Genomic DNA, 21,153 nt, shown 5'->3' with positions numbered 1-21,153 from the left:
TGTCTCCAGTACCAGACCACGCCCACGACCAGAGCCAGCAGGAATACGGCGGGCAGCACCAGGCCCGGAATGCGGGAGCCGCTCATCGGCGTGGCCTTCGGTTCGGGACGGACGAGCCCTCGGACAAGGGCTGCCCATGGTGACGTCCGGCGATCCGCCGGCGCCGTCACTTTCCCGACGCGTTGCCCGGTGTTCGAGCCCTGGGGCGGGTGTTCAGTCCACGGGGTGACCGGGAGGGATGGCGACGGCGTCGTCGAGCCGCAGCAGCGGGCCTTTGCCCGGCCGCTCGCCCTCGCCGGCGGCGACCGGGTCCAGGACGAAGCCGACGTGGTCGCCCCCGTCGGCGCGCAGCACGACCCCGCCGACGAACCAGGCCGCCGCGTCCGCCAGGACGACCGCCCCGTCCTGGTCCTCCCGCCAGCGGACGTGGGCGAACTTGTCCGTCCGGTCACCGGTGCGCGAGCCGAACAGCTCGGCCAGCTCGTGCTGTTCGGGGGTGAGCAGATGCACGGCGAGGAACCGGGCGGAGCGCGCCACCCGGTAGGTGTGATTCACCTTGGACAGCCACACCACGAACCGCGGTGGCCGGATGGAGCACTGGGAGGCGAAGCCGACCAGACAGCCCGCCCGTTCGCCGTCGGCCGCGGCCGTCACCACGCACATGTCGGGGTTCAGCCGGCCGAGGAACGCGTCCATGCCCGCCATGCTCGCTCCGCTCCTCTTGGGGTTCCGTGGCTCAGCTCATCACGGCACAGACCTGGATGCCATCCGTGCGGGAGGGACGACGCCCGCGGTCATCCCCCGCCCACCCCGCCGGTCCGGGACTCCAGGGCCTGCCGGGTGTCGTCGCCGTACACGCCGGTCTCGTCGCCGCGGATGCCGTACCAGAGCTGGAAACGGGCCACCGCCTCGGTCAGGACGGCGTCGTAGCTGCCGCTGGTGGGGCCGTTGTCGTAGACATTCGGGATACGCAGCAGACGCTGCTGGAGGTCGCTGACCTCGGGACCGTTGGCTCCCTCGCGGAGCGTGCCGGCGCCGTCCGGGTCGGTACCCGAGGAGACGGTCGGGGTGGGCGCGGCGGACGCGGCAGGGGGGACGGACGGGGGTGCGGACGTGTCCTGCGGCGCGGACGTGTCCTGGGGCGCCGAGGGGGCCGGTGCCGCGGTGTCGGCGCTCCGGCCGGGCAGGAAGAGGGCGCAGCCGAAGCCGATCACGGCCGCGGCGGTCACGGCCGCCACGACGACGGTTCGGCGCGGGCCCGGTACCCGGCCACGGTCGCCGGGCGGGGCCGGGCGCCCGCCGGCGACCCGCGGCAGTTCCTCCGTCGCCGGCTCGATCCCGGGCCGCGGCGCGGGCAGGGGCACCGTCTCGTAGACGCCGTTGTCCCGCTGGTACTCCCTCATCAGCTCGGCGAGGGCGTCGGTGTTGCGGTGGCGCAGCACACGGACGGGTTCGAGAGGCGGATCGTCGTGAGCTGTTCCCCGGTCGGGCGGTATCGGCATGCTGCACTCCCTCCGTCCCCTTCCACAGGGACCTCCGGCCTTCCCCGGGAAGTGATACGCGGCTACCGCGCCAGGAGTTCACCGGCCGACGCTCGACACTCAGTACCCTCGTACGGCAGCACTGAGTGCCATCGGTACCGGCCGGGTGCTACGTTCGCGTCCATGAGCTCCAGCAGGGCGGCGGCCCGCCGCGCCGAGAAGGACGAGACGGCGGAGGCCGCGGCCGGGAAGCCGCCCATGCGGGACGCGCTCGTCGCGGCCGCCTTCCGGCTGTTCCTGGAGCGGGGGTACGAGCAGACCACCGTCGACGACATCGTCGGCCTCGCCGGCGTCGGACGGCGGTCGTTCTTCCGCTACTTCCCCTCCAAGGAGGACGTGGTCTTCCCCGACCACGAACGGTGCCTGGCCGACATGACGGCGTTCCTGGCCTCCGGCGAGGGCACGGAGGAGCCCGTGGCGCGGGTCTGCGACGCGGCCCGGCTGGTGCTGCGGATGTACGCGGAGAACCCGACGTTCTCGGTGCAGCGCTACCGCCTGACCAAGCAGGTGCCCGGGCTGCGGGCCTACGAGCTGTCGGTGGTGTGGCGCTACGAGCGCGCACTCGCCGAGTATCTGCGGGCGCGGTTCGCGGGCCGGCGTGACGGGACCCTCCAGGCCGACGTGATCGCGGCCGCCGTGGTCGCGGCGCACAACAACGCGCTGCGTTCCTGGCTGCGTTCGGACGGCCGGGGCGAGGCGAGCGCCACGGTGGACCACGCCCTGGGGTATGTGCAGTCCGCCTTCGGCGCCGGTCCTGCCCCCGTCGTCGGCGAGGAGCCCGAGGACGTGGTGGTGGTCGTGTCCCGGCGCGGGGCGCCGCTGTGGCGGGTCGTCCAGGAGATCGAGACCACGCTGGGGCGTGACTGACACCGACAGGAGAACCATCAAGGGGTACGCAGTGCCTTTACGAGTGGCACTCAGTGCCATACGCTGAGGGCGTGCACGGTGGCACGGTGAACCGGGCACGTGCGTGCACGGTCATCCGGCACGTGGGATTTCCGGCCGAGCGCAGGGAGTTGACCAGCGTGTATCACCCCTCAGGAAACGTCGCCCCTCAGACCGTCGGCTCCGCGGCGGGCCTCCTCGACCCCAGGCCCCCGGCTCCCCGGAGCGCCGACAGCGAGGCCATCCTCTTCCAGCGCTGCAACTGGTGCGGCACCGCCATGTACCACCGGCTGCTGTGTCCGGTGTGCCAGGGCAGCGACCTGCGGACGGAGCGCAGCGAGGGTGCCGGGACGGTCCGCCACTCCACGGTGGTGCACCGCAACACCCCCGCCGCGCGCAATGTGTCACTGATCGAGATGGCCGAGGGCTTCGTGGTGCGGGGCCGGGTCATGGGCCCGCCCGTCGGCATCCACAGCGGGGACCGGGTACGGCTGTCCACCGCGCAGGACCCGGTGCGCGGCGAGCCGGTCTTCCAGCTGCTCGACGAGCCCTACCGCGCCTGGAGCTGACCCCCGCCCCTACCGGCGCCACACCCCGGGCACCAGATCCCGGATCCGTACCGGCTCGCCCGTCTCGAAGCACCGGTTGGCGGCGAGGCCCACGGCGAGCGCGAGGGCCCCGTCGCGTTCGGTGGCCGTCGGGTGGGTACCGGCGCCCGCATCGGTCGGCTCCCCGAGCTCACCGGACACACCGGCCTCCACCGGCCCGAACAGCGCGTCGAGCATGCGCGGGTCGCCGCCGCCGTGCGCCTCGTGCGTGGTCGTGAGCGGCACCTCGGCCGGAGGCCGCCACAGCGGGCGGAGGGTGAGCCGCGCCCCGCCCGCGTGCTCGGCGGCGGTGTCCCCGTGCACCGCGCCGGTGGCGGAGCTCATCCGGCTGCGCGGGGGCTGCCAGCGGCTCTCCTCCACCTCCAGTTCCAGGCGTCCCGCGCTGCCGTTGAACATCACCCGGTAGCCCTCCCAGGGGGAGTAGGCGGTGAGGTGGTACGTCATCGTCGCCCCCCGGGCGTAGCGGACCAGGACGGCCATGTCGTCCTCGATGGTGACGGGACCGTCGAAGACGTTGCGGTCGCGGACGTAGCCGTTGTCCGGTTCGGCGTCCAGGTAGAGGGCGCGCAGGGTGTCGTCGGCCGCCAGGTCCAGGGCGAAGGGGTCGTCGGCGGCCGGGGCGGCGCCGTGGGCGCGGTCGTAGTCCCGGCGCAGTCCGTGGCGTTCGCCCGCCTCACGGCCGTAGAAGGCGAGCCGGCCGTAGCCGAAGACCTCCTCGGGCTCGTCGGCGAGCCACCAGTCGACCAGGTCGAAGTGGTGGCTCGACTTGTGCACCATGAGGCCGCCGCTGTGGCGCTTCTCCCGGTGCCAGCGGCGGAAGTAGTCCGCGCCGTGCCGGACGTCGAGCAGCCACTCGAAGTGGACGGAGAGCACCTCGCCGATGGCGCCCTCGGCGAGCAGGGCGCGGACCTTCTCGTGGGTGGGGTTGAAGCGGTAGTTGAAGGCGACGGTCAGGGAGTTGCCGGTGTCACGGACGGTGTCCAGGATGCTGGCGCAGCGGTGCGCGTCGACGGTCATGGGCTTCTCGGTGACGACCCGGCAGCCGGCCTTCAGCGCGGGGACGATGTAGCGGTCGTGCTCGGCGTCGACGGTGGTGACGACGACCTCGTCGATGGCCTCCTTGGCGAGCATGTCGGTGAAGCGGTCGGGTTCCCACCGGGTGGCGGCGGGTTCGCCGGCCGCGGCCAGCAGTGCGTTGTGGAAGGCCATCCGGGCCGGGCTGGGATCGCAGAGGGCGGCGACGAGGTGGCCGGGGCGTTCGGCCAGGGCCCGGGTGAACAGCTGGGCGCGGTGGCCGGTGCCGACCACGGCCGCGCGGCGGGTGCTTCGGCTCATGGAGAGCGCTTCCCCCGCCGCGCGGCCGACTACGCCCCCTCTCGCCGGGAGCGCGCCGGGAGCGCCTTCCACTGGCTTGATCACATCGGTCGACCTCGATCATTTTCCGATCACAGACAACCCACAGACGGTCTTCCACCGTCCCTTGTGACACGTGAGGCTCCCGGGACGAACGGGGCGCCCACGCTCGGGGGTTAGAGGAGAGGACCATTGACCCGTAGTACCCGGCGCATATCTGTGACCGCCGTGGCGGTGCTGGCGGCCCTGGCGGGCTCGCCCGGACTGGCACAGGCCCAACCACCAAGACCGGCACAGCCGTTGAGTGCCGCACCGGCCGGCGAGGAGCTTCCGCCGGGTTGGCGGATCAGCGGCGAGGGCACCGCGCGCGAGCTGGTCTGGCGTGCCCCGAAGCGCGTGGGCATGGGGGACGCGCGCGTGGAGTTCCATGCCGGCGGCAAGCTGCTCGGCGTGCCGGACCAGGGGAAGGACGGACGGACCTTCCGCCTCCCCCTCGACGAGGCCGCCCCGGCCGAGCTGACCGACCTTCAGGCACAGGCCGCCGGCCGCCGGCTGGACGCCGCGGACGACACGTCCGGCCAGCGGAACCCGCGCGCCGTGCGCCCGTCGGCCCAGCTGCCGGCCAACACCGTCGACCCCGGCAAGCCCGGCTCGTACCGCACGGTCAGGGGCGAGTACGAACTCGCCTCCATACGGCTGCCCGGTCTCGCCGAGCCGGTGGAGATGCGCGGCGAGGTGGTGGCCCCGAAGGGCGCCACCGGCAAGCGCCCCCTCGCGCTCTTCCTGCACGGGCGTCACCCCACCTGCTACAAGCCGGGCGCGGAGGAGGACATCAGCATCGACTGGCCCTGTGCGGCCGGCATGAAGGAGATCCCCAGCCACCGGGGCTATCTGCGCGACCAGCAACTGCTGGCCTCCCAGGGCTATGTGACGGTGTCGATCTCCGCCAACGGTGTCAACGGCCAGGACGGCGACCTCGACGACGCCGGCGCCCAGGCGCGCTCCTCGCTGGTGCGCCAACACCTGGCCCGCTGGGCCGACTGGTCCGCCCACCCGGCGAAGGCCCCGGCCGCCGTGCGCAAGGCGCCGAAGGCGGACCTCTCCCGGGTCCTGCTCGTCGGTCACTCGCGCGGTGGCGAGGGCGTGAACCGGGCGGCGATGGACAGCCTCGCTCCGCCGCCCGCCGCCCAGGACGGCTACCGGGGCCCGGTCCGCTGGAAGATCCGCGGGAACGTGCTGATCGGACCGACGATCTTCGGCCAGAATCCGGTCGCGGACGTGCCGTCGATGACGATCCTGCCGGGCTGCGACGGCGACGTCTCCGACCTCCAGGGCGAGGTGTTCGTCGACGGCACGCGCTCGGTGAGCAAGGGCACCGCCCTGCACAGCGCCGTGTACATGGTCGGCGCCAACCACAACTACTTCAACAGCGAGTGGACCCCGGGCCAGTCCGAGGCGCCCTCCTGGGACGACTTCTGGGAGGACGAGGAGGAGCGGGACCCGGTGTGCTCCACGGGCACCGCGACCCGGCTGACCGCCGACCAGCAGCACCAGGCCGGCGCCACCTACATCGCCGCCGCGGCCCGGCTGTTCGTCGCCGGTGACGACCGGGTGCGTCCCCTGCTCGACGGCTCGGGCAAGCGGGCCCCGTCCGCCGACCCGGCCCGCGTCCTGACCCACGCGGTCGGTGCGCGCCGGGGCGGCGGCTTCCTGCCGGACGGCCCGATGAAGGTGACCGGCGCCAAGCTGTGCTCGGCGATCGACCCCGACCCGGCCGCCGCCTGCCTGACACCCGACACGGACGGTGCCTCGCCGCACTTCGCCTCATGGGTGACGCAGCGCGAGACGGGCCGGCGTGCGGTCGCCCTGGGCTGGTCCGCGCCGGGCACCCCCGCGCGCGTCACCCCCGCCAAGCCGCTCTCCCTCGCCGGTTCCAAGGATCTGGCGCTGCGCGTCTTCGTGCCGCCGAACACCACCGGCACCAAGCTCGACGTCGCCGTCACCGACGCCTCGGGCCGCCGGGCCACCCTGGGCCGGGTCACGGTGGACGGCCTGCCGGGCAGCAACCGCACCTCCTCCTACTGGGCCCGTGAGGTCCGCGTCCCGCTGAGCGCGGCCACCCGGGCCGGGCTTGACCTGCGGCACGTCAAGTCCCTTGAGCTGACCCCGCGTTCGACGTCCGGGAAGGCCTGGCTGATGGACGCCTGGGGCTTTGCCCCCGGCACCCCGGCCGTGAGCGCGGCCACGCTGCCCCGCGTCGACATCGGCCGTCTCACCGTCGACGAGGGCGACTCTGGCACCCGCACCTACCGGGTCCCGGTCCAGGTCTCGGGGCAGGGCAAGGGCCAGGTACGCCTGTACGTCGTCGACCCGGTCACCGGCAAGGAGACCGACCGGCTGGTGACGGTACGGCCCGGCGCCAACGCCATCGACGTACCGGTCCAGGTGAAGGGGGACACCGTCTTCGGCGACGACGTGTGGCACACCATCGCCGTGAAGGCGGTACGCAACGCGGTCGTCGGCGCCTACGCGGGCGGGGTCACCGTGCGCAACGACGACCCCGAGCCGGCGGTCACCCTGGCGCCGGTCGCGGACCGCGTGGCCGAAGGTGCCAAGCTGACCTGGCGGATGTCGCTGTCCGAGCCCGCCGCGGTGGACCTCTGGAAGCCGATCCGGATCATGCCCGTCACCGAGGGCGCCGAACTGTCCACCAAGGACGTGGACCCGCAGTGGCTCCTGGACGTCTCCGGTGAGGCGGCCGATCCGGAGCGCACCCTGTCCGCGGCGGACCTGTGGCTGTGGGCCACCGTCCCGGCCGGGAGCACCAGCGTCGACATCGAGATACCGACCATCGGTGACCAGGTGGCCGAGCCGACCGAGTCGGTACGTCTGGCACTGACCGACGACGAGGGCGAGCCGCTGCCCGGCCATCCCGTACAGACCGGCACGGTGCTGGACGCGTCGTAACCATCACCCACGAGGGGGCCCGGGCCGTACGGCCCGGGCCCCCTTTTTCGTGGCTGAGTTTCGTGGTCGGGATTTCGTGGTCGAGTTTTCGTGGTCGGGATTTCGTGGTCGCGCGTCCCTCCTGGGTCAGAGCGTCACGCGGATCCCGACCGTGCCGTCCAGGCCCCGGCGCAGTCGGCTGCCGAGGAGGGTGAGACGGCCGACGAGGCCGTACTTGCGGGCGAGGAGCTTGCGATACCGGGCGGTGGTCTCCGCGTCGGTGATCTCGGCGGTCGCGGGCACCTGCTCGCCGGTCGGGTTGCCGCGCAGATCGCAGGGCCCCACCAGGACGTCGCCGCGCGCCCGGATGCGCTTGACCTTCCAGGCGTCGGCGGCCGACCAGACACCGAGCGCGTCCCCGTCACGGACCACCCACACCGGGGTGGCGACCGGGGTGCCGTTCTTCCGATAACTGGTCACCAGCAAGTACCTGCCGGCGCCGAGCCGCTCCAGCGGGGTGTCGTCCATGCCGGGAAGTCTAGGCGGCCTCACCGAACGCCTTGCCGGGGCCGCGCGCCACCAGTGCCGGTGCCCTGCGAATCCGCCGCCCGCGTGAACCCGTGGCTCCGCTCCACCTTCGCCACGTGCAGCGTGTAGCTCTCGTACCACTCGGCCCGCCCGCGCTGTTGCGCCGCGCGGTGCTCGGCGTCGGTCCGCCACCGTGTGAGGGCGTCGGCGTCCCGGAAGTAGCTGACGGTGATACCGAGTCCGCCGGGGGTCTGCGCGTGGTCCATCCCCAGGTATCCGGGGAGCTCCCGCACCAGGTCTTCCAGGCGGGCGTTGGTCTCGCTGTAGGCGTCCTGGTCCTGGGTTCGCACGGTGGTGAAGACAGCGACGTAGTAAGGGGGTTCATGGGCCGCGACCGGCATGACAGGTGCTTCGGGGTGATCGCTCACCGCGCCGCTGTGGGGCAGGGTCCGTCCATCGCCCCGGGGCCCGTCCTGTGTCGGCCGCCGTGCGTACACCTCGATCTCGATCTTCATACGGGGATCGGCGAGACCGCACACGAGCATCGACGCGGCCGGCCGAACCTCACCGAAGCAACGGCGCAGCACCGGCCGGCAGCGCTCGAAGTCCTCGCGGTCGGGCAGCAGGTAGCGCACCCGCACCACATCCGCGAAGGCGCACCCCGCCTCGGCCAGCGCGCCCTCGATGGTGCGCAGGCACTGCTCGGCCTGTTCCACCACGTCGTCGGAGATCGTCATGGTGGTGGGGTCGAACCCGGTCGTCCCGGACACATGCACCTGGTCGCCGTCGACCACGGCACGGGCGTAGCCGATCTGCTCCTCGAAGGTCGAGCCGCCGAGGATCGCACGTCGCTCTGTCATGCGCGGAACGCTAAGCGGCCAGCGGTGATACGTCTAATACAGCGTGAGGCATGACCTGATATCTCTAGGCGTATGGAGCGTCCCGAACTGCCCCTTCAGCAGCTGCACGCCTTCGTCGTCCTCGCCGAAGAACTCCACTTCGGCCACGCGGCCGCGCGCCTGGGCATCGCGCAGCCGCCGCTGAGCCAGCAGATCCGCCGCCTGGAGGGCAAGGTCGGCCACGCCCTGTTCAGCCGTGAACCAGGACGCGTCGGGCTCACCCCGGCGGGCCGGGAACTGCTGCCCGCCGCGCGACGGGCTCTCGCCGATCTCGCGGACGGCCTGGCCGCGGCCCGAGCCGTCGGCAGCGGCCGGACCGGGCGTCTGCGGATCGGCTTCGCCGCCTCCCTCGCGCTGACCGTTCTGCCCGGTCTGCTGCGCACCTTCCGGCACCGGTTCCCCGGCGTTCATCTGGACATCCACGAGATGACCAGCGCGCCGCAGATCGCCGCCCTGCACGACAGGACCATCGACGTCGGCCTGCTGCGCGAACCCCCCACCGACGAGCCGGAGCTCGGCTTCCGGACGGTTCTCAGCGAGCCGTTCGTGGCCGTGCTGCCGCTCGCCCATCCGCTGGCCGCCCAACGGACCGTGCACCTCGCACAGTTGGCGGACTCACCCTTCGTGCTGCTGCCCCGCGCCGTCGGCCCTCGGTTCCACGACCAGATCGTCGGCCTCTGCACCGCGGCGGGATTCACCCCGCGGATCGCCCAGCACGCGGTGGAGTGGCAGACCGTGTGCGCCCTCGTGGAAACCGGTCTGGGCGTCTCGCTGGCCCCGGCGGGCATCCGGCGCATCCGTCTCAAAGGCGTCGCCTACCGCAGGATCACGCCGGACACCGCCCGCACGCGCGTCGCCGTCGCCTGGCGCGAGAACGACCAGAACCCGCTGGTCGGTCACCTGCTGGCGACCGTCAGCCACGAGCGGCCGGACAGCCACGACCGGCCGGACGGGCTGCCGGCAGCCGCTCCCGGCAGCCGCTCCTGACAGCCGACTGCCGCCTTGCTCGGCCGGCGTGATCAGGCGGCGAGAGCTCGATCCGGCCGGGCCCGCGGTGACGCGGGCCCGGCGGGGCTCAGTCGAGCGCCGTCGTCATCCGTCGCACCGCCTCCTCGACGTTCTCCGGTGAGGTCGCCAGGTTCAGCCGTACGTGCCCCGCTCCCCCGGTGCCGAAGTCGGGCCCGGGGTTGAGGGCCACGCGGCCGCCGTGGAGGAAGACGGCCGCGGGGTCGTCGCCGAGGCCGAGGGGGCGGCAGTCGAGCCAGGCGAGGTAGGTGGCCTCGGGCGGACGGTGGGCGATCGCGGGCAGCCGGGCGGCCAGCAGTGCGGCGAGGAGGCGCCGGTTGTCGTCGAGGCCGGCCAGAAGGGCGTCCAGCCACGGAATGCCCTCGCGCAGTGCCGCGGTGTGGGCGATGACCCCGACGTGGCTCGGGCCGTGGCCGACCTCCTCGGGCATCCGGGCGAGATCGGCGGCGGCCTCGGACCCCGCGACGGCGAGCGCCGCCTTGAGCCCGGCGAGGTTCCAGGCCTTGGACGCCGACATCAGCGACAGGCCCCGCTCGCCGCCCGGCACGCTCAGGTACGGCACGAAGTCCGCGCCGGGCAGGACCAGCGGCGCGTGGATCTCGTCGGCGACGACCCGCACCCCATACCGGTCGGCGAGCGTGGCGACGGCGCTCAGTTCGGCGGCGGTGTGGACGGTGCCGGTCGGGTTGTGGGGGCTGCACAGCAGGTAAGCGGCCCGTCCTCCGCCCGCCACGGAGCGCCGGAAGGTCTCCTCCAGCACGTCGAGGTCCAGCCGGCCGTCCGCGCCGAGCGGGGCCTCGGCCACCCGGCGGTCCATGTGCGTCAGGAAATGGAAGAACGGCGGATACACCGGCGGGTTCACGACCACCGGATCGCCGGGACCGGTGACCAGCTTCACCATCTCGACCACGCCGAGCATCACGTCCGGCACGATCGCGGTGCGCTCCACCGCGAGCCCGTCCCAGCCCCACCGTTTCTCCGCGAAGGCCGCGAGCGCCTCCGCGTAGGCGGTCCCGGCGGGGTAGCCGGTGTCCCCGAGCACCAGTGCGTCCGTCACCGCGCGGAGCACGGGTTCGGCGAGCGGCACGTCCATCTCGGCCACCCACAGCGGCAGCACGTCCTCGGGATAGGTCCGCCATTTCATGCTCGTACGACATCGGAGGCTGTCGAGGGTGAGGACGCGCAGGGGATTCGGTTCACCGGACGGGTCGTACGGGATCCTGGTCATGGGCCACAAGATAGGCGGCCGCGGTGCGCCCCGGAATCAGGGGAACGCGGCGGACCCGGAAAGATCGCCCGTCCCGTGAACACCTCGGGCCCCGCCCACGTATGGGAGGAGGGCGCTCAACCACGGGAGCGCTCGGCGGTGTTGACCAAGAGTTCGGGTTCGGGAGCCATGCATGAGGCACGCACGACGACGGGTCGTCCGGCGAGTGACGCGGCTGGCGGCCGTCGGCGGCCTCCTCCTGGGAGGGACGATGGTGACGCGCGCGATGGCGAGCGAAACCCCCGCCCCCTTACCGCGGACGTACGCGCAGACGGCCGGTGACACGGGCGCCGACCTGGTCACACGCCTGGGCGCCTCGCGTACGGCGGGCGCCTGGGTCGGTGACGACGGCAAGCCGGTGGTCGCGGTCACCGACGAGGAGGCGGCCGCCGAGGTCGAACGGGCGGGTGCCGCCCCGAAGATGGTGTCCCACAGCATGAACGAGCTGAAGTCGGCGACGGCGACGCTGCGTTCGGCGCCCCGGGTGCCGGGGACGGCGTGGGCGATGGACTACCGGACCAACCAGGTGGTGGTCCGCGCCGACAGCACCGTCTCGGCCGACAACTGGTCGAAGATGACCCGCGTCGCCCACGGCATCGGCAGCTTCGTCCGCATGGAGCGCGCCCAGGGCACCTTCACCACCCGGATCAACGGCGCGCAGCCGATCCTGTCGACCGCCGGCCGCTGTTCGGCGGGCTTCAACGTGACCGACGGGCGCAAGGACTTCATCCTCACCGCCGGGCACTGCGGACCCACCGGTTCCGCGTGGTTCGCGGACGGCGGGGGCCGGGAGCCGGTGGGCAGCACGACCACGCAGAGCTTCCCGGGCAACGACTACTCCCTGGTGGAGTACTCGGGCGGTGCGGCCGGCGAGGGAGCCTCCGTGGTGGCCATCGGCGACGGCAAGGGTGTGCAGATCACGGGTGCGGCCGATCCCACGGTCGGGCAGCGGGTGTTCCGCAGCGGCAGCACGAGCGGGCTGCGCGACGGCGAGGTGACGGCGCTCAACGCGACGGTGAACTATCCCGAGGGCACCGTCACCGGGCTGATCGAGACGAACGTGTGCGCCGAGCCCGGGGACAGCGGTGGCCCGATGTTCTCCGAGGGGATCGCGCTCGGGGTGACCTCGGGCGGCAGCGGTGACTGCGCGAGCGGCGGGACGACGTTCTTCCAGCCGGTGACGAAGGCGCTGGCCGATCTGAAGGTGAAGCTGCTCGTGGCGGCACCGGCGGCCGGCGGTGCGGGCGGCACGCCCTCGCCGGCGCCGTCCGCCTCCGCCACGCAGAGCGCGATCGCCCCCGGTGCGGCCCAGCCCGGGGCGTCGGGTCCGGTGGCGGGCGGGCAGGCAGGTGAGGCCCTGCTCTCGCGGATCACGGACCCCAGGAACGTCGGTCCTGGGCTGCTGGTCATCGCGGGGAGTCTGGTGGCCCTGGTGGCCACGCGGTTCATCCGCGCGGAGCAGGACCGCAAGGCCTATCGGCGGTACTACTCGGCGACCTGGGGCTGACGCCCGGGGCGTCGGGTGCGTCTCGTGTCCCGCGCGCCCCGCCGTCGCCGACTTCACCGTCGTACGGGGCGGCGGCCTGCCGGTGTGCGGGCCCCGGGGCCGATGTCCCGTCAGCCGAGGCTGAGCAGGACGGTGGCGACGGCCGCGCCGAGCAGGCCGGCCGTCTGTCTGCGGCCGACCCGCTCGTGGAGCAGGGCGAGCCCGAGGAGGACCGGCAGGGCCGGGTAGAGGGAGGCGAGCACCACGGCGACGGCGAGCAACTGCTGCCCGGCGGCGAGCAGATACAGCACGAGCCCGAGCGCGGCTCCCGCTCCGATCAGGAGGGCCTGGAGGCCCTGTCGCGGCGGCACGCGCAGGCGGTCGGGGTGACGTGCGGCGCCCGGCAGCAGCACGAGGACGGCGGCCACGCGGCCGGCGGCGACGGGCCACAGCCCGCTCGCGGGGTCGGCCTGGGCGAGCGCGATGTACTGGACGGCGACCCCGACGCTGGCCAGCAGGCCGTCCCCGGTCTCACCGCCGAGGCCCGCGCGGCCTCCGGCCACGCACCACAGGGCGGGCACCGTGACGGCGATGCCGATCCAGGCCAGGAGCGTCGGGCGGTCGCCGAGGAGGACCCCGCACAGCACGGACAGGGCGACGCCGGTGACCGCGCTGACGGGGACGACCACGCTCATGGCGCCGCGACTCAGCCCGCGGTTGAGGAAGTGCATGGCGGCGCCGCTGCCGACGCCGGACAGCGCGCCCCACAGCAGGTCCGCCGGGCGCGGTCCGCCGGCGGGAAGGAGGAGGGCCGCGCCGCAGGCGAACAGCAGGCCGCCGAGCTGGCCGAGGAAGGTGACGGCGGCGGGGTGGGCGCGCCGGGAGAGCAGGCCGCCGGCGAAGTCGACGATGCCGTAGCAGACGGCGGAAGCCAGAGCGAGGACGGGGCCCATCCGGTCAGGGGTGCCCCTGGATCACGGACTGATGCCTGGGGCGGTCCTCGGCCGGGCGGTGATCAGGCCGCGCCGGCCGGCTGGGGGGCCGAAGCGGCCCACTCCAGGACGAGGCGCCGGTACTCCTCGCGCTGCTCGCCGTTCAGTGTCCCGCCCGACCGGAGCCACAGGGCCCGGATCTCCTCGTTGACCTCGTCAGCCGATCGTTCGGTAGTGGGTTCAACGGTGGTGGACATGATGTGAAGCATACGACTCCGGACGTGAAGGCGATGTGAGTAATCACGAGCCAATAGGATATTTCGGACCGTGTCGCTGATCACGTCCATCTGTCCACCGGGAGAACCGAGTTCAGGCGTCCGCCGAGCCCAGGACCAGCACCTGGATCGCCAGGACGGCGGCACCGCGGGCCCAGTCGTGAAAGTCGGACACCTTGGTCTCCAGGTCGACCGGGGCGGCCAGCGGGTGCCGGTGGGAGCGGATGGTGTCCTCCACCACCTTGCCCGCCACCTCCATCAGACCGACCCCTTCTCCGGCGAGCAGGATCTTCTGCGGCATGACGAAGTTGGAGATCTGGGCGACCAGGATGCCGAGGGCACGCGCGGACTCGGCGACGACACGGGCGGGCAGCGGCTCCTCGGCAGCGGCGAGGGCGAGGATCTCCTCGTAGGTGTACTCGCGGCCGGTGGCGGCCTGGATCTGGTAGCGGATGCTGGGGATGGTGAGCAGCGAGATGGCGCTGCCGCGCTCCCCGTCGGGGGTGAGCGGCCCGTTGGGGTCCAGGATCCAGTGGCGGCCGAACCCGCGGTCCTCCTCCGCGTAGGGCACCCGGCTGCCGCCCAGGACCAGGCCGTAGCCGATGCCGGCGCCGATGGTGAGGACGACGAAGCGGTCGAGGCCGCGACCGGCGCCGAACCAGGTCTCGGCCTCGACGAGCGCGGCGACGTCGTTCTCGACGACCACCGGCAGTCCGGTGCGCTCCTCGACGAGCGCGGCGAGCGGCACGTCGCGCCAGTGCAGGAAGGCCGACTCCCCCACCGTCGACCGGTCCCGGACCAGGCCGCCGACCCCGATGCCGATCCCGGCGAGCCGGGGGTGGTCGCGGACGAGGTCGGCGGTCATCTCGGCGAGCAGATCGGCGACCAGGGCGGGGTCGTGGCCGGCCAGGGGCCGGTCGTGGCGGGCGACGATGTGGCTCCTGAGGGTGGTCACGACGCCGTAGACCATGTCCTCGGTGATCTTGAAGCCGAGGAAGGAGCGGGACTCGGCGACGACGTCGAGCGGCTGCGAGGGGCGCCCCTGGCGGGCCTCGGCCGGGGCGCCCGCCTCGGGGACCTCGACCAGCAGGCCGGACTCGATCAGCGGTTTGGTCAGCCGGGTGAGGCTGCCGGCCGACAGGTCCAGTCGCCGGGCGATCTCGGTGCGCGAGAGCGGGCCGTGGACGAGCACCTCGATCGCCACCGAGCGTTCGCCCGGACTCAGCGGCAGCCAGCTGGCGGCACCTGGGGTCATCAGGTTCGGACCTCTCGACAAAGATTTCTTTTGCTGTGAAACCAACGTGACCATTCTAGGGCCCACCCGATGGCCTGGAAAAGATGTTTGCACGCCCCTTGACGCCAGGATTCTTTCGCCTCAAAAGTAAGTGCCCACGAGGACGAGCCGCCGCAGACGAGGGAGTCTCCCGATGACCATCGCCTCCAGCAGTCCACCTTCGCGCCTCCCCCTGGGTGGCGCCGAGGGAGCGCCGCCCAAGACGATCGCACAGCGGGCCGGGGCGGGTGAGAACCAGGGCGACGGCCGTCTGGCCGCGGTGTTCCTCGCTCCGGCACTGCTGGGTTTCGTGGTCTTCCTGCTCTGGCCGACGCTGCGGGGCATCTATCTGAGCTTCACCCGCTTCAACCTGCTCACCCCCGCGGAGTGGGTGGGCCTGGACAACTACGTCCGCATGGTCAACGACCCGATCTTCTGGGACTCGCTGACGGTCACCGTCGAGTACGTCCTCATCAACATCGGCGTGCAGACCGTGGCGGCGCTGGCGATCGCGGTACTGCTCCAGCGGCTGACGCAGTCGGCCCTGCTGCGGGGCATCGTGCTCACCCCGTATCTGATGTCGAACGTCGTCGCCGGCCTGGTGTGGCTGTGGATCCTCGACACCCAGCTCGGCATCGGCAACGAGATCCTCGCCGCCGTCGGCGTGGACCGCATCCCGTTCCTCGCCGACGAGACCTGGGCGATCCCCACCATCGCGCTGATCAACGTCTGGCGGCACGTCGGCTACACCGCGCTGCTGCTGTTCGCCGGCCTCCAGGCGATCCCGAACGACATGTACGAGGCGGCCAGGGTGGACGGCGCGAGCGAGTGGCGGATGTTCTGGCGGATCACGATGCCGCTGCTCAGGCCGGTGCTCGCGGTCGTGCTGATCATGACGGTGATCGGTTCGTTCCAGGTGTTCGACACCGTCGCGGTGACCACCGCGGGCGGCCCGGCGAACGCCACCAACGTGCTCCAGTACTACATCTACGGCTCCGCCTTCGGCCGCTTCCAGTTCGGCTACGCCTCGGCGATGTCCGTCGCCCTGCTCGTCGTGCTGAGCGCGATCACCATCCTGCAGTACCGGCTCACCCGGGCCGGCCGCACCGACCTCGGCTGACGGAAGGAGCTCACCGTGGCTGCCGTGACAACGACGACGACCGCAGTACGGCCGGTCGGGCGCAGGTTCTCCCCCGGCCGGGTCGCCGCCTGGACCGTGATGGGCCTGATCGTGCTCATCACCCTGCTCCCCTTCTACTGGATCCTGCGCACCGCGCTGTCCACCAACGCGGGGCTCAACGCCGACCCCGCCAACCCGCTGCCGGTCGACGTCGGCGCCGGCGGCTTCGAGCGGGCACTCGGCATGCAGTCCGCCGAGGAGGCCGTCGCCCAGGGCGGCGCGGGAGGCGGGCTCGACTTCTGGCGCTATCTGCTCAACTCGGTGTTCGTCTCGACCCTGATCACCGGCTGTCAGATCTTCTTCTCCGCGATGGCCGCCTACGCCTTCGCACGCCTGCGCTGGCGCGGCCGGGACAAGGTGTTCGGGCTGTTCCTGGCCGGGCTGATGGTGCCGACGATCTTCACCCTGCTGCCGAACTTCGTGCTCATCAAGCAACTGCACCTGGTGGACACCCTGTGGGGCATCGCGCTGCCCAGCCTGTTCATGACCCCGTTCGCGGTCTTCTTCCTGCGGCAGTTCTTCATGAACATCCCCCGCGAGGTCGAGGAGGCGGCGCTGCTCGACGGCGCCGGAAAGGTCAAGATCTTCTTCCGGGTGGTCCTGCCCATGGCGTCCACGCCGATCATCACGCTGTCCGTGCTGACGTACATCACCTCCTGGAACGACTACTTCTGGCCGCTGATGGTGTCCTACAGCGACAGCTCCCGCGTACTGACCGTGGCGCTGGCGGTCTTCCGGGCGCAGACCCCGGCGACCGGCGTCGACTGGTCCGGGCTCTCGGCGGCGACCCTGATCGCCGCGCTCCCCATGCTGGTGCTGTTCGCGTGCTTCGCGCGCCGCATCGTCAGCTCCATCGGCTTCACCGGAATCAAGTGAGGGGACTGTGATGCGGATTCGTACGCTCGTCGCGGCGACCGGAGCGCTGGCGCTGTCCCTGGTCAGCGGCTGCGCGCAGGGAGGCGCCGCCGGGTCCTCCCCGAACACGGTCACCTACTGGCTGTGGGACGCCAACCAGCTGCCCGCCTACCAGGCCTGCGCGAAGGGGTTCGAGCGGGAGAACCCCGGGCTGAAGGTCAGGATCACCCAGTTGGGGTGGAGCGACTACTGGACCAAGCTCACCGCCGGGTTCATCGCGGGCACCCAGCCGGACGTGTTCACCGACCACATCCAGAACTTCGGCCAGTTCGCCGACCTGAAGGTCCTGGAGCCCCTCGACGACCTCGGCATCAAGGACTCCGACTACCAGCCGGGCCTCGCCGCCAACTGGATCGGCCAGGACGGCCACCGGTACGGCGCTCCCAAGGACTGGGACACGGTCGCGCTGTTCTACAACTCCAAGATGGCCAAGGACGCCGGGCTCACCGCGGAGCGGCTCAACAGCCTGTCCTGGAACCCGGAGGACGGCGGCACCTTCGAGAAGGCCGTCGCGCATCTCACCGTCGACGCCAAGGGCAGGCGGGGCGACGAGCCGGGCTTCGACAGGAACAACGTCAAGGTGTACGGGCTGGCCACCAACGGCGGCGGCTTCGGCGACGGCCAGACGCAGTGGAGCAACTTCGCCGCCTCCGCCGGATGGAACTACCTGGACAAGCCGCGCTGGGGCACGAAGTACCAGTACGACAGCAAGACCTTCCAGTCCGTCGTCGACTGGTACTTCGGGCTGGCGAGGAAGGGCTACATGCCACCCCTGTCCGACTACAACATCCAGTCCAACCAGGCCAACACCCAGGTCGCCGCGGGCAAGGCCGCCATCGCCCTGGACGGCGCCTGGATGATCTCCACCTACGCGGGGTTCAAGGGCCTGGACATCAAGTCCGCGCTCACCCCCGTCGGGCCGATCGGCAAGCGCGCCACGATGATGAACGGCCTCGCCGACTCCATCACCAAGGCCTCCAAGAACAAGGCGGGCGCCCGCAAGTGGGTGTCCTACCTGGCCTCGGACAAGTGCCAGACCGTCGTCGGCCGCTACGGCGTCGTCTTCCCCGCCACCCCGGCCGGGACCCGGGCCGCCGTCGCCGCGTACGAGAAGAAGGGCATCGACGTGTCGTCGTTCACCGAACCGGTGGCCGACAAGAAGCACGCCCGGACCTTCTCGTACCCGATCGCCAGCTACTCGGCGGACATGACGGCGCTCATGACGCCCGCGATGGAGGACATCTACGGCAACGGAAAACCCGTGAGCAGCCTCGACCGGACCAACGAACAGATCAACCTCATCCTCTCCCAGTGACCACCGCAGTGACTCTCCCAGTGAAGGGCACCCGTTTCATGACGTTCTCGCTCGGCATCGTCGGCGCCGGCCAGTTCTCCGGCCAGTTCGCCACGCTGTTCCAGGCCCACCCCGGCGTCGGTGACGTGTACGTCACCGATCTGCTGCCCGAGAGGGCCGAGCAGCTCGCCGCCGCGCAGGGTCTCGCCGGCACCTTCCCGTCGTACGAGGCGATGCTCGACTCGCCGGCCGTCGACGCGGTGGCGATCTTCACCCAGCGCTGGACGCACGGGCCGCTGGTCGTCCAGGGGCTGAACGCCGGCAAGCACGTGTACTCGGCGGTGCCGATGGCGATCACCACCGAGGAGATAGCGGCGATCATCGACACGGTCCGGGCGACCGGGCTGACGTACATGATGGGTGAGACCAGCCAGTACAACCCGGCGACCGTGCACGCCCGCAACCAGATCGCCGAGGGCGCCTTCGGGCGGATCTTCTACGCCGAGGGCGACTACGTCCACGACATGGACCTGGGGTTCTACGAGGCGTACCAGTACAGCGGCGGCGAGAAGTGGAAGGAGACCGCCAGCTATCCCCCGCTGCTGTACCCGACGCACTCGGTGGGCGGGGTGCTGGGCGCCTGGCAGACGCACGCGGTGAGCGTGTCGGCGATCGGCGTGACCGACGACCGCGGGGACGGGGTGTTCGACAAGGAGGTCAGCCGGTTCGGCAACGACGTCTCCAACGCGACCGCGTTGTTCGAGGTGGCGGGCGGCGGATCGCTCCGTACGAACGAGTTCCGGCGGGTCGGCTATCCCTCGCACATCCGGGAGTCCCGTTTCCGCTTCTTCGGCACGGAGGCGAGCATGGAGCAGCTGGCGACGGTGGCCCTGTGGCAGGACAAGAAGGGCGTGAAGGACATCAGCGAGCTGCTGGAGCCCAAGCCCACGCTGTCCCCCGACGACCCCTCGCTCCAGCACATCGCGCCGGATCTGCGGGCCGCCTTCACGTCGGGGTCGGCGCCGGTGCACGACCGGGCGCGGCTGCCGAGGGAGTTCGACAACCTCCACAACGGCCATGAGGGCAGCCACCACTTCCTGGTGGACGACTTCGTCACCGCGGTCAACACACGCACGCTGCCGTCGGTGAACGCGTGGGTGGCGGCCCGCTACACCCTGCCGGGCGTCATCGCGCACGAGTCGGCGCGGCAGGGTGGGGCCCGGCTGGCGATTCCGGACTTCGGGGATGCCCCGGGGGCCTGAGCGTCCCGTCGTCGGCGCGAGCCGGGTGCCTCTGGTGTGGGTCAGGTGCCCGGCTTGCGGCCGTACACGAAGACGTCGTCGCCGTTCTTCAGCAGCGACCAGTACTTCTTGGCGGTGGTCTTGGTCATGTTGACGCAGCCGTGCGAACCGGGCGGGTTCCACATGCTGACGCCGACCGAGTGGAAGGCCTGGCCGCCGTCGAAGAACTGGGCGTAGGGCATCGGCACGTTGTAGATGCTGGAGACGTGGTCGATGTTCCGCCAGTAGATCTTCTTCAGGCCGGTGCGGGTCTCGTAGCCGTTGCGGCCGGTGCGGACCGGGACGGGGCCGTAGACGAGCTTCTTGCCGTCCTGGATCCAGCTGAGCTGGAGGGTCAGGTTCACACAGGCGATCCGGCCCTTGTTCACCGGGCACTTGCCGTCCTTGTTGGGGTTGTTCCCCACGGCCTTCTGCTTGTTCATCAGGTTCATCACGCCCCAGGTGACGGATCCCGCGTAACCGGCGTTCGGTGTGATGCCGTGCTTGGTCTGGAAGGCCTGGATGGCCTTGCAGTCGGCGGCCGACTGCTTGCCGTCGACCGGGCGGCCCAGGAACTTCTCCACCTGCTTCTGGTAGGGCCCGGTCTGCGTGGTGCAGCTCGCCGCCACCGCGGGCGTGGCGCCCAGCGCGAGCGTGAGCGGAGCCACCAGTCCGGTGATCCCGAGTGCGACGGCCGACCGTCTGCGCATGTCCCCCATGGTTCTTTCCCCCTTCAGGCAATCCTTCGATCTCTCTGCCAGCTAGACCGGTGCCCGGGGGATTCGGTTGTAGGACCCTTCACGCTGCGACGAAACGGTGACAATCGACGCCGTTCAACCGTCCGGCGGGCAGGCGCCGCCCGTAGGCGATCAGGAGGAGGTCCTGCGCCGCGCCGTACAGGGGCTCCCCCGTGCCGAAGGACCAGTCGAGGTCCTCGGCGCACAGCCGGACGCCGTGCAGGTCGGCGCCGAAGAACCGCAGGGTGCGCGGGGCGACGGTGCCGAGGACGATCCGCAGCCGGTCCTCGGGGACGCGGCGGTCGACGCCGAGGGCGACCGTGACGTCCAGGCCGTGGACGACGTCGTGGCCCAGCGCAGCGGCGAGGCCGCCGACGGGCGGTCGCCACGGGTGACGGGCGTGGTCGCGCAGGTACCCCGCGAGCCGGGCGTCGGTGTGGTGGGCGGCGTCGCGGCGGGCGAGCCGGTCGGTGGTGCGGTCGAGGCTGCCGCGTGCCTTGGCGAACTCCCACAGCACCCGCCCGGTCGGGTACCGGAATCCCATCGACATGTGCGCCACCACCTCGCGGGCCCGCCAGCCCACGCACAGGGTCGGGGCCTCCCACTGCTCGGGGGTCAGGCCGGTGAACAGGTCGGCGAGCTCGGTGCGTTCGGCGGCGATGGCGGCGGTGAGGTCGTGCGCTGCGCTTCCCATGGCTCCAGGTTCGCGACCTGCTGGGCAGAAGTCC

20 protein-coding genes and 1 pseudogene are annotated in these 21,153 nt (G+C 71.7%); 9 read left to right on the top strand and 12 right to left on the bottom strand.

Annotated features, from left to right (window positions below; translation table 11 throughout):
* Positions 1-213 precede the first annotated feature (213 nt).
* Positions 214-705, bottom strand: a complete 492-nt coding sequence (locus K4B79_RS08090; protein WP_232025611.1) for a flavin reductase family protein — start codon at positions 703-705, stop codon at positions 214-216.
* An 89-nt stretch (positions 706-794) separates the two neighbouring features.
* Entirely contained in the window at positions 795-1,502 is a 708-nt protein-coding gene (locus tag K4B79_RS08085) for a peptidoglycan-binding domain-containing protein (protein ID WP_232025610.1), read from the bottom strand.
* A 162-nt stretch (positions 1,503-1,664) separates the two neighbouring features.
* Here K4B79_RS08085 and K4B79_RS08080 point away from each other — a divergent pair, with 162 nt between their 5' ends.
* Positions 1,665-2,408 carry a TetR family transcriptional regulator gene (locus K4B79_RS08080; RefSeq protein ID WP_374208435.1) on the top strand — a complete coding sequence of 248 codons (744 nt, stop codon included), beginning with the start codon at positions 1,665-1,667 and terminating at the stop codon, positions 2,406-2,408.
* A gap of 158 nt (positions 2,409-2,566) precedes the next feature.
* A complete protein-coding gene (locus K4B79_RS08075; RefSeq protein WP_232026225.1) occupies positions 2,567-2,995 on the top strand; it encodes a Zn-ribbon domain-containing OB-fold protein in 429 nt (142 codons plus the stop codon).
* Positions 2,996-3,004: 9 nt separating this feature from the next.
* Here the strand turns inward: K4B79_RS08075 and K4B79_RS08070 are convergent, their stop codons facing one another.
* The gene (locus tag K4B79_RS08070) at positions 3,005-4,369 is read right to left on the bottom strand and encodes a Gfo/Idh/MocA family protein (RefSeq protein WP_232025609.1); all 1,365 of its coding nucleotides are present in this window, start codon (positions 4,367-4,369) and stop codon (positions 3,005-3,007) included.
* A gap of 237 nt (positions 4,370-4,606) precedes the next feature.
* Between K4B79_RS08070 and K4B79_RS08065 the strand changes: the two genes are divergently transcribed.
* The gene (locus tag K4B79_RS08065; RefSeq protein WP_232026224.1) at positions 4,607-7,354 is read left to right on the top strand and encodes a hypothetical protein; all 2,748 of its coding nucleotides are present in this window, start codon (positions 4,607-4,609) and stop codon (positions 7,352-7,354) included.
* Between the two features lie 126 nt (positions 7,355-7,480).
* Here K4B79_RS08065 and K4B79_RS08060 read toward each other — a convergent pair whose 3' ends face one another.
* From K4B79_RS08060 to K4B79_RS08050, 3 genes and pseudogenes are all read right to left on the bottom strand, one after another.
* The gene (locus K4B79_RS08060) at positions 7,481-7,861 is read right to left on the bottom strand and encodes a PPOX class F420-dependent oxidoreductase (protein WP_232025608.1); all 381 of its coding nucleotides are present in this window, start codon (positions 7,859-7,861) and stop codon (positions 7,481-7,483) included.
* 20 nt (positions 7,862-7,881) lie between these two features.
* Complete coding sequence (locus tag K4B79_RS08055; protein ID WP_232026223.1) at positions 7,882-8,289, bottom strand: antibiotic biosynthesis monooxygenase family protein; 408 nt, start codon at positions 8,287-8,289, stop codon at positions 7,882-7,884.
* Positions 8,290-8,337: 48 nt separating this feature from the next.
* Positions 8,338-8,721: pseudogene (locus K4B79_RS08050) on the bottom strand (RidA family protein); the annotation flags it as partial.
* Positions 8,722-8,793: 72 nt separating this feature from the next.
* Here K4B79_RS08050 and K4B79_RS08045 point away from each other — a divergent pair.
* A complete protein-coding gene (locus K4B79_RS08045) occupies positions 8,794-9,747 on the top strand; it encodes a LysR family transcriptional regulator (RefSeq protein ID WP_232025607.1) in 954 nt (317 codons plus the stop codon).
* 88 nt (positions 9,748-9,835) lie between these two features.
* Here K4B79_RS08045 and K4B79_RS08040 read toward each other — a convergent pair whose 3' ends face one another.
* Positions 9,836-11,014 carry a MalY/PatB family protein gene (locus tag K4B79_RS08040; protein WP_232025606.1) on the bottom strand — a complete coding sequence of 393 codons (1,179 nt, stop codon included), beginning with the start codon at positions 11,012-11,014 and terminating at the stop codon, positions 9,836-9,838.
* A gap of 172 nt (positions 11,015-11,186) precedes the next feature.
* Between K4B79_RS08040 and K4B79_RS08035 the strand changes: the two genes are divergently transcribed.
* A complete protein-coding gene (locus K4B79_RS08035; RefSeq protein WP_232025605.1) occupies positions 11,187-12,560 on the top strand; it encodes a S1 family peptidase in 1,374 nt (457 codons plus the stop codon).
* Positions 12,561-12,670: 110 nt separating this feature from the next.
* On the opposite strand, the gene K4B79_RS08030 is transcribed toward K4B79_RS08035, so the two are convergent.
* The 3 genes from K4B79_RS08030 to K4B79_RS08020 all read right to left on the bottom strand — a co-directional run bounded on the left by K4B79_RS08030 (position 12,671) and on the right by K4B79_RS08020 (position 15,001).
* Positions 12,671-13,492 carry a DMT family transporter gene (locus K4B79_RS08030; RefSeq protein ID WP_232025604.1) on the bottom strand — a complete coding sequence of 274 codons (822 nt, stop codon included), beginning with the start codon at positions 13,490-13,492 and terminating at the stop codon, positions 12,671-12,673.
* 62 nt (positions 13,493-13,554) lie between these two features.
* Entirely contained in the window at positions 13,555-13,740 is a 186-nt protein-coding gene (locus K4B79_RS08025; protein ID WP_232025603.1) for a hypothetical protein, read from the bottom strand.
* 100 nt (positions 13,741-13,840) lie between these two features.
* Positions 13,841-15,001 (bottom strand): ROK family transcriptional regulator, encoded by a 1,161-nt coding sequence (locus tag K4B79_RS08020; protein ID WP_232025602.1) that lies wholly within the window; start codon positions 14,999-15,001, stop codon positions 13,841-13,843.
* 172 nt (positions 15,002-15,173) lie between these two features.
* Here K4B79_RS08020 and K4B79_RS08015 point away from each other — a divergent pair, with 172 nt between their 5' ends.
* From K4B79_RS08015 to K4B79_RS08000, 4 genes are read left to right on the top strand one after another with little or no spacing between them, the layout of a single operon-like run.
* Positions 15,174-16,139 (top strand): carbohydrate ABC transporter permease, encoded by a 966-nt coding sequence (locus K4B79_RS08015; RefSeq protein WP_232025601.1) that lies wholly within the window; start codon positions 15,174-15,176, stop codon positions 16,137-16,139.
* A gap of 15 nt (positions 16,140-16,154) precedes the next feature.
* Positions 16,155-17,075, top strand: coding sequence for a carbohydrate ABC transporter permease (locus K4B79_RS08010; protein WP_232025600.1), 921 nt, complete (start codon positions 16,155-16,157; stop codon positions 17,073-17,075).
* Positions 17,076-17,085: 10 nt separating this feature from the next.
* Entirely contained in the window at positions 17,086-18,429 is a 1,344-nt protein-coding gene (locus K4B79_RS08005; RefSeq protein WP_232025599.1) for an ABC transporter substrate-binding protein, read from the top strand.
* 38 nt (positions 18,430-18,467) lie between these two features.
* Entirely contained in the window at positions 18,468-19,670 is a 1,203-nt protein-coding gene (locus K4B79_RS08000; protein ID WP_232026222.1) for a Gfo/Idh/MocA family protein, read from the top strand.
* A 41-nt stretch (positions 19,671-19,711) separates the two neighbouring features.
* Here the strand turns inward: K4B79_RS08000 and K4B79_RS07995 are convergent, their stop codons facing one another.
* Both K4B79_RS07995 and K4B79_RS07990 read right to left on the bottom strand, forming a co-directional pair.
* Complete coding sequence (locus K4B79_RS07995; protein ID WP_232025598.1) at positions 19,712-20,407, bottom strand: L,D-transpeptidase family protein; 696 nt, start codon at positions 20,405-20,407, stop codon at positions 19,712-19,714.
* Between the two features lie 79 nt (positions 20,408-20,486).
* Positions 20,487-21,119: a maleylpyruvate isomerase family mycothiol-dependent enzyme gene (locus K4B79_RS07990; protein ID WP_232025597.1), complete on the bottom strand. Its 633-nt coding sequence runs from the start codon at positions 21,117-21,119 to the stop codon at positions 20,487-20,489.
* Positions 21,120-21,153 lie beyond the last annotated feature (34 nt).

Origin of the sequence: Streptomyces lincolnensis (assembly GCF_021173675.1) — a bacterium.
Lineage (GTDB): Bacteria > Actinomycetota > Actinomycetes > Streptomycetales > Streptomycetaceae > Streptomyces > Streptomyces lincolnensis_B.
This window is presented reverse-complemented; position numbering and strand designations above follow the sequence as displayed.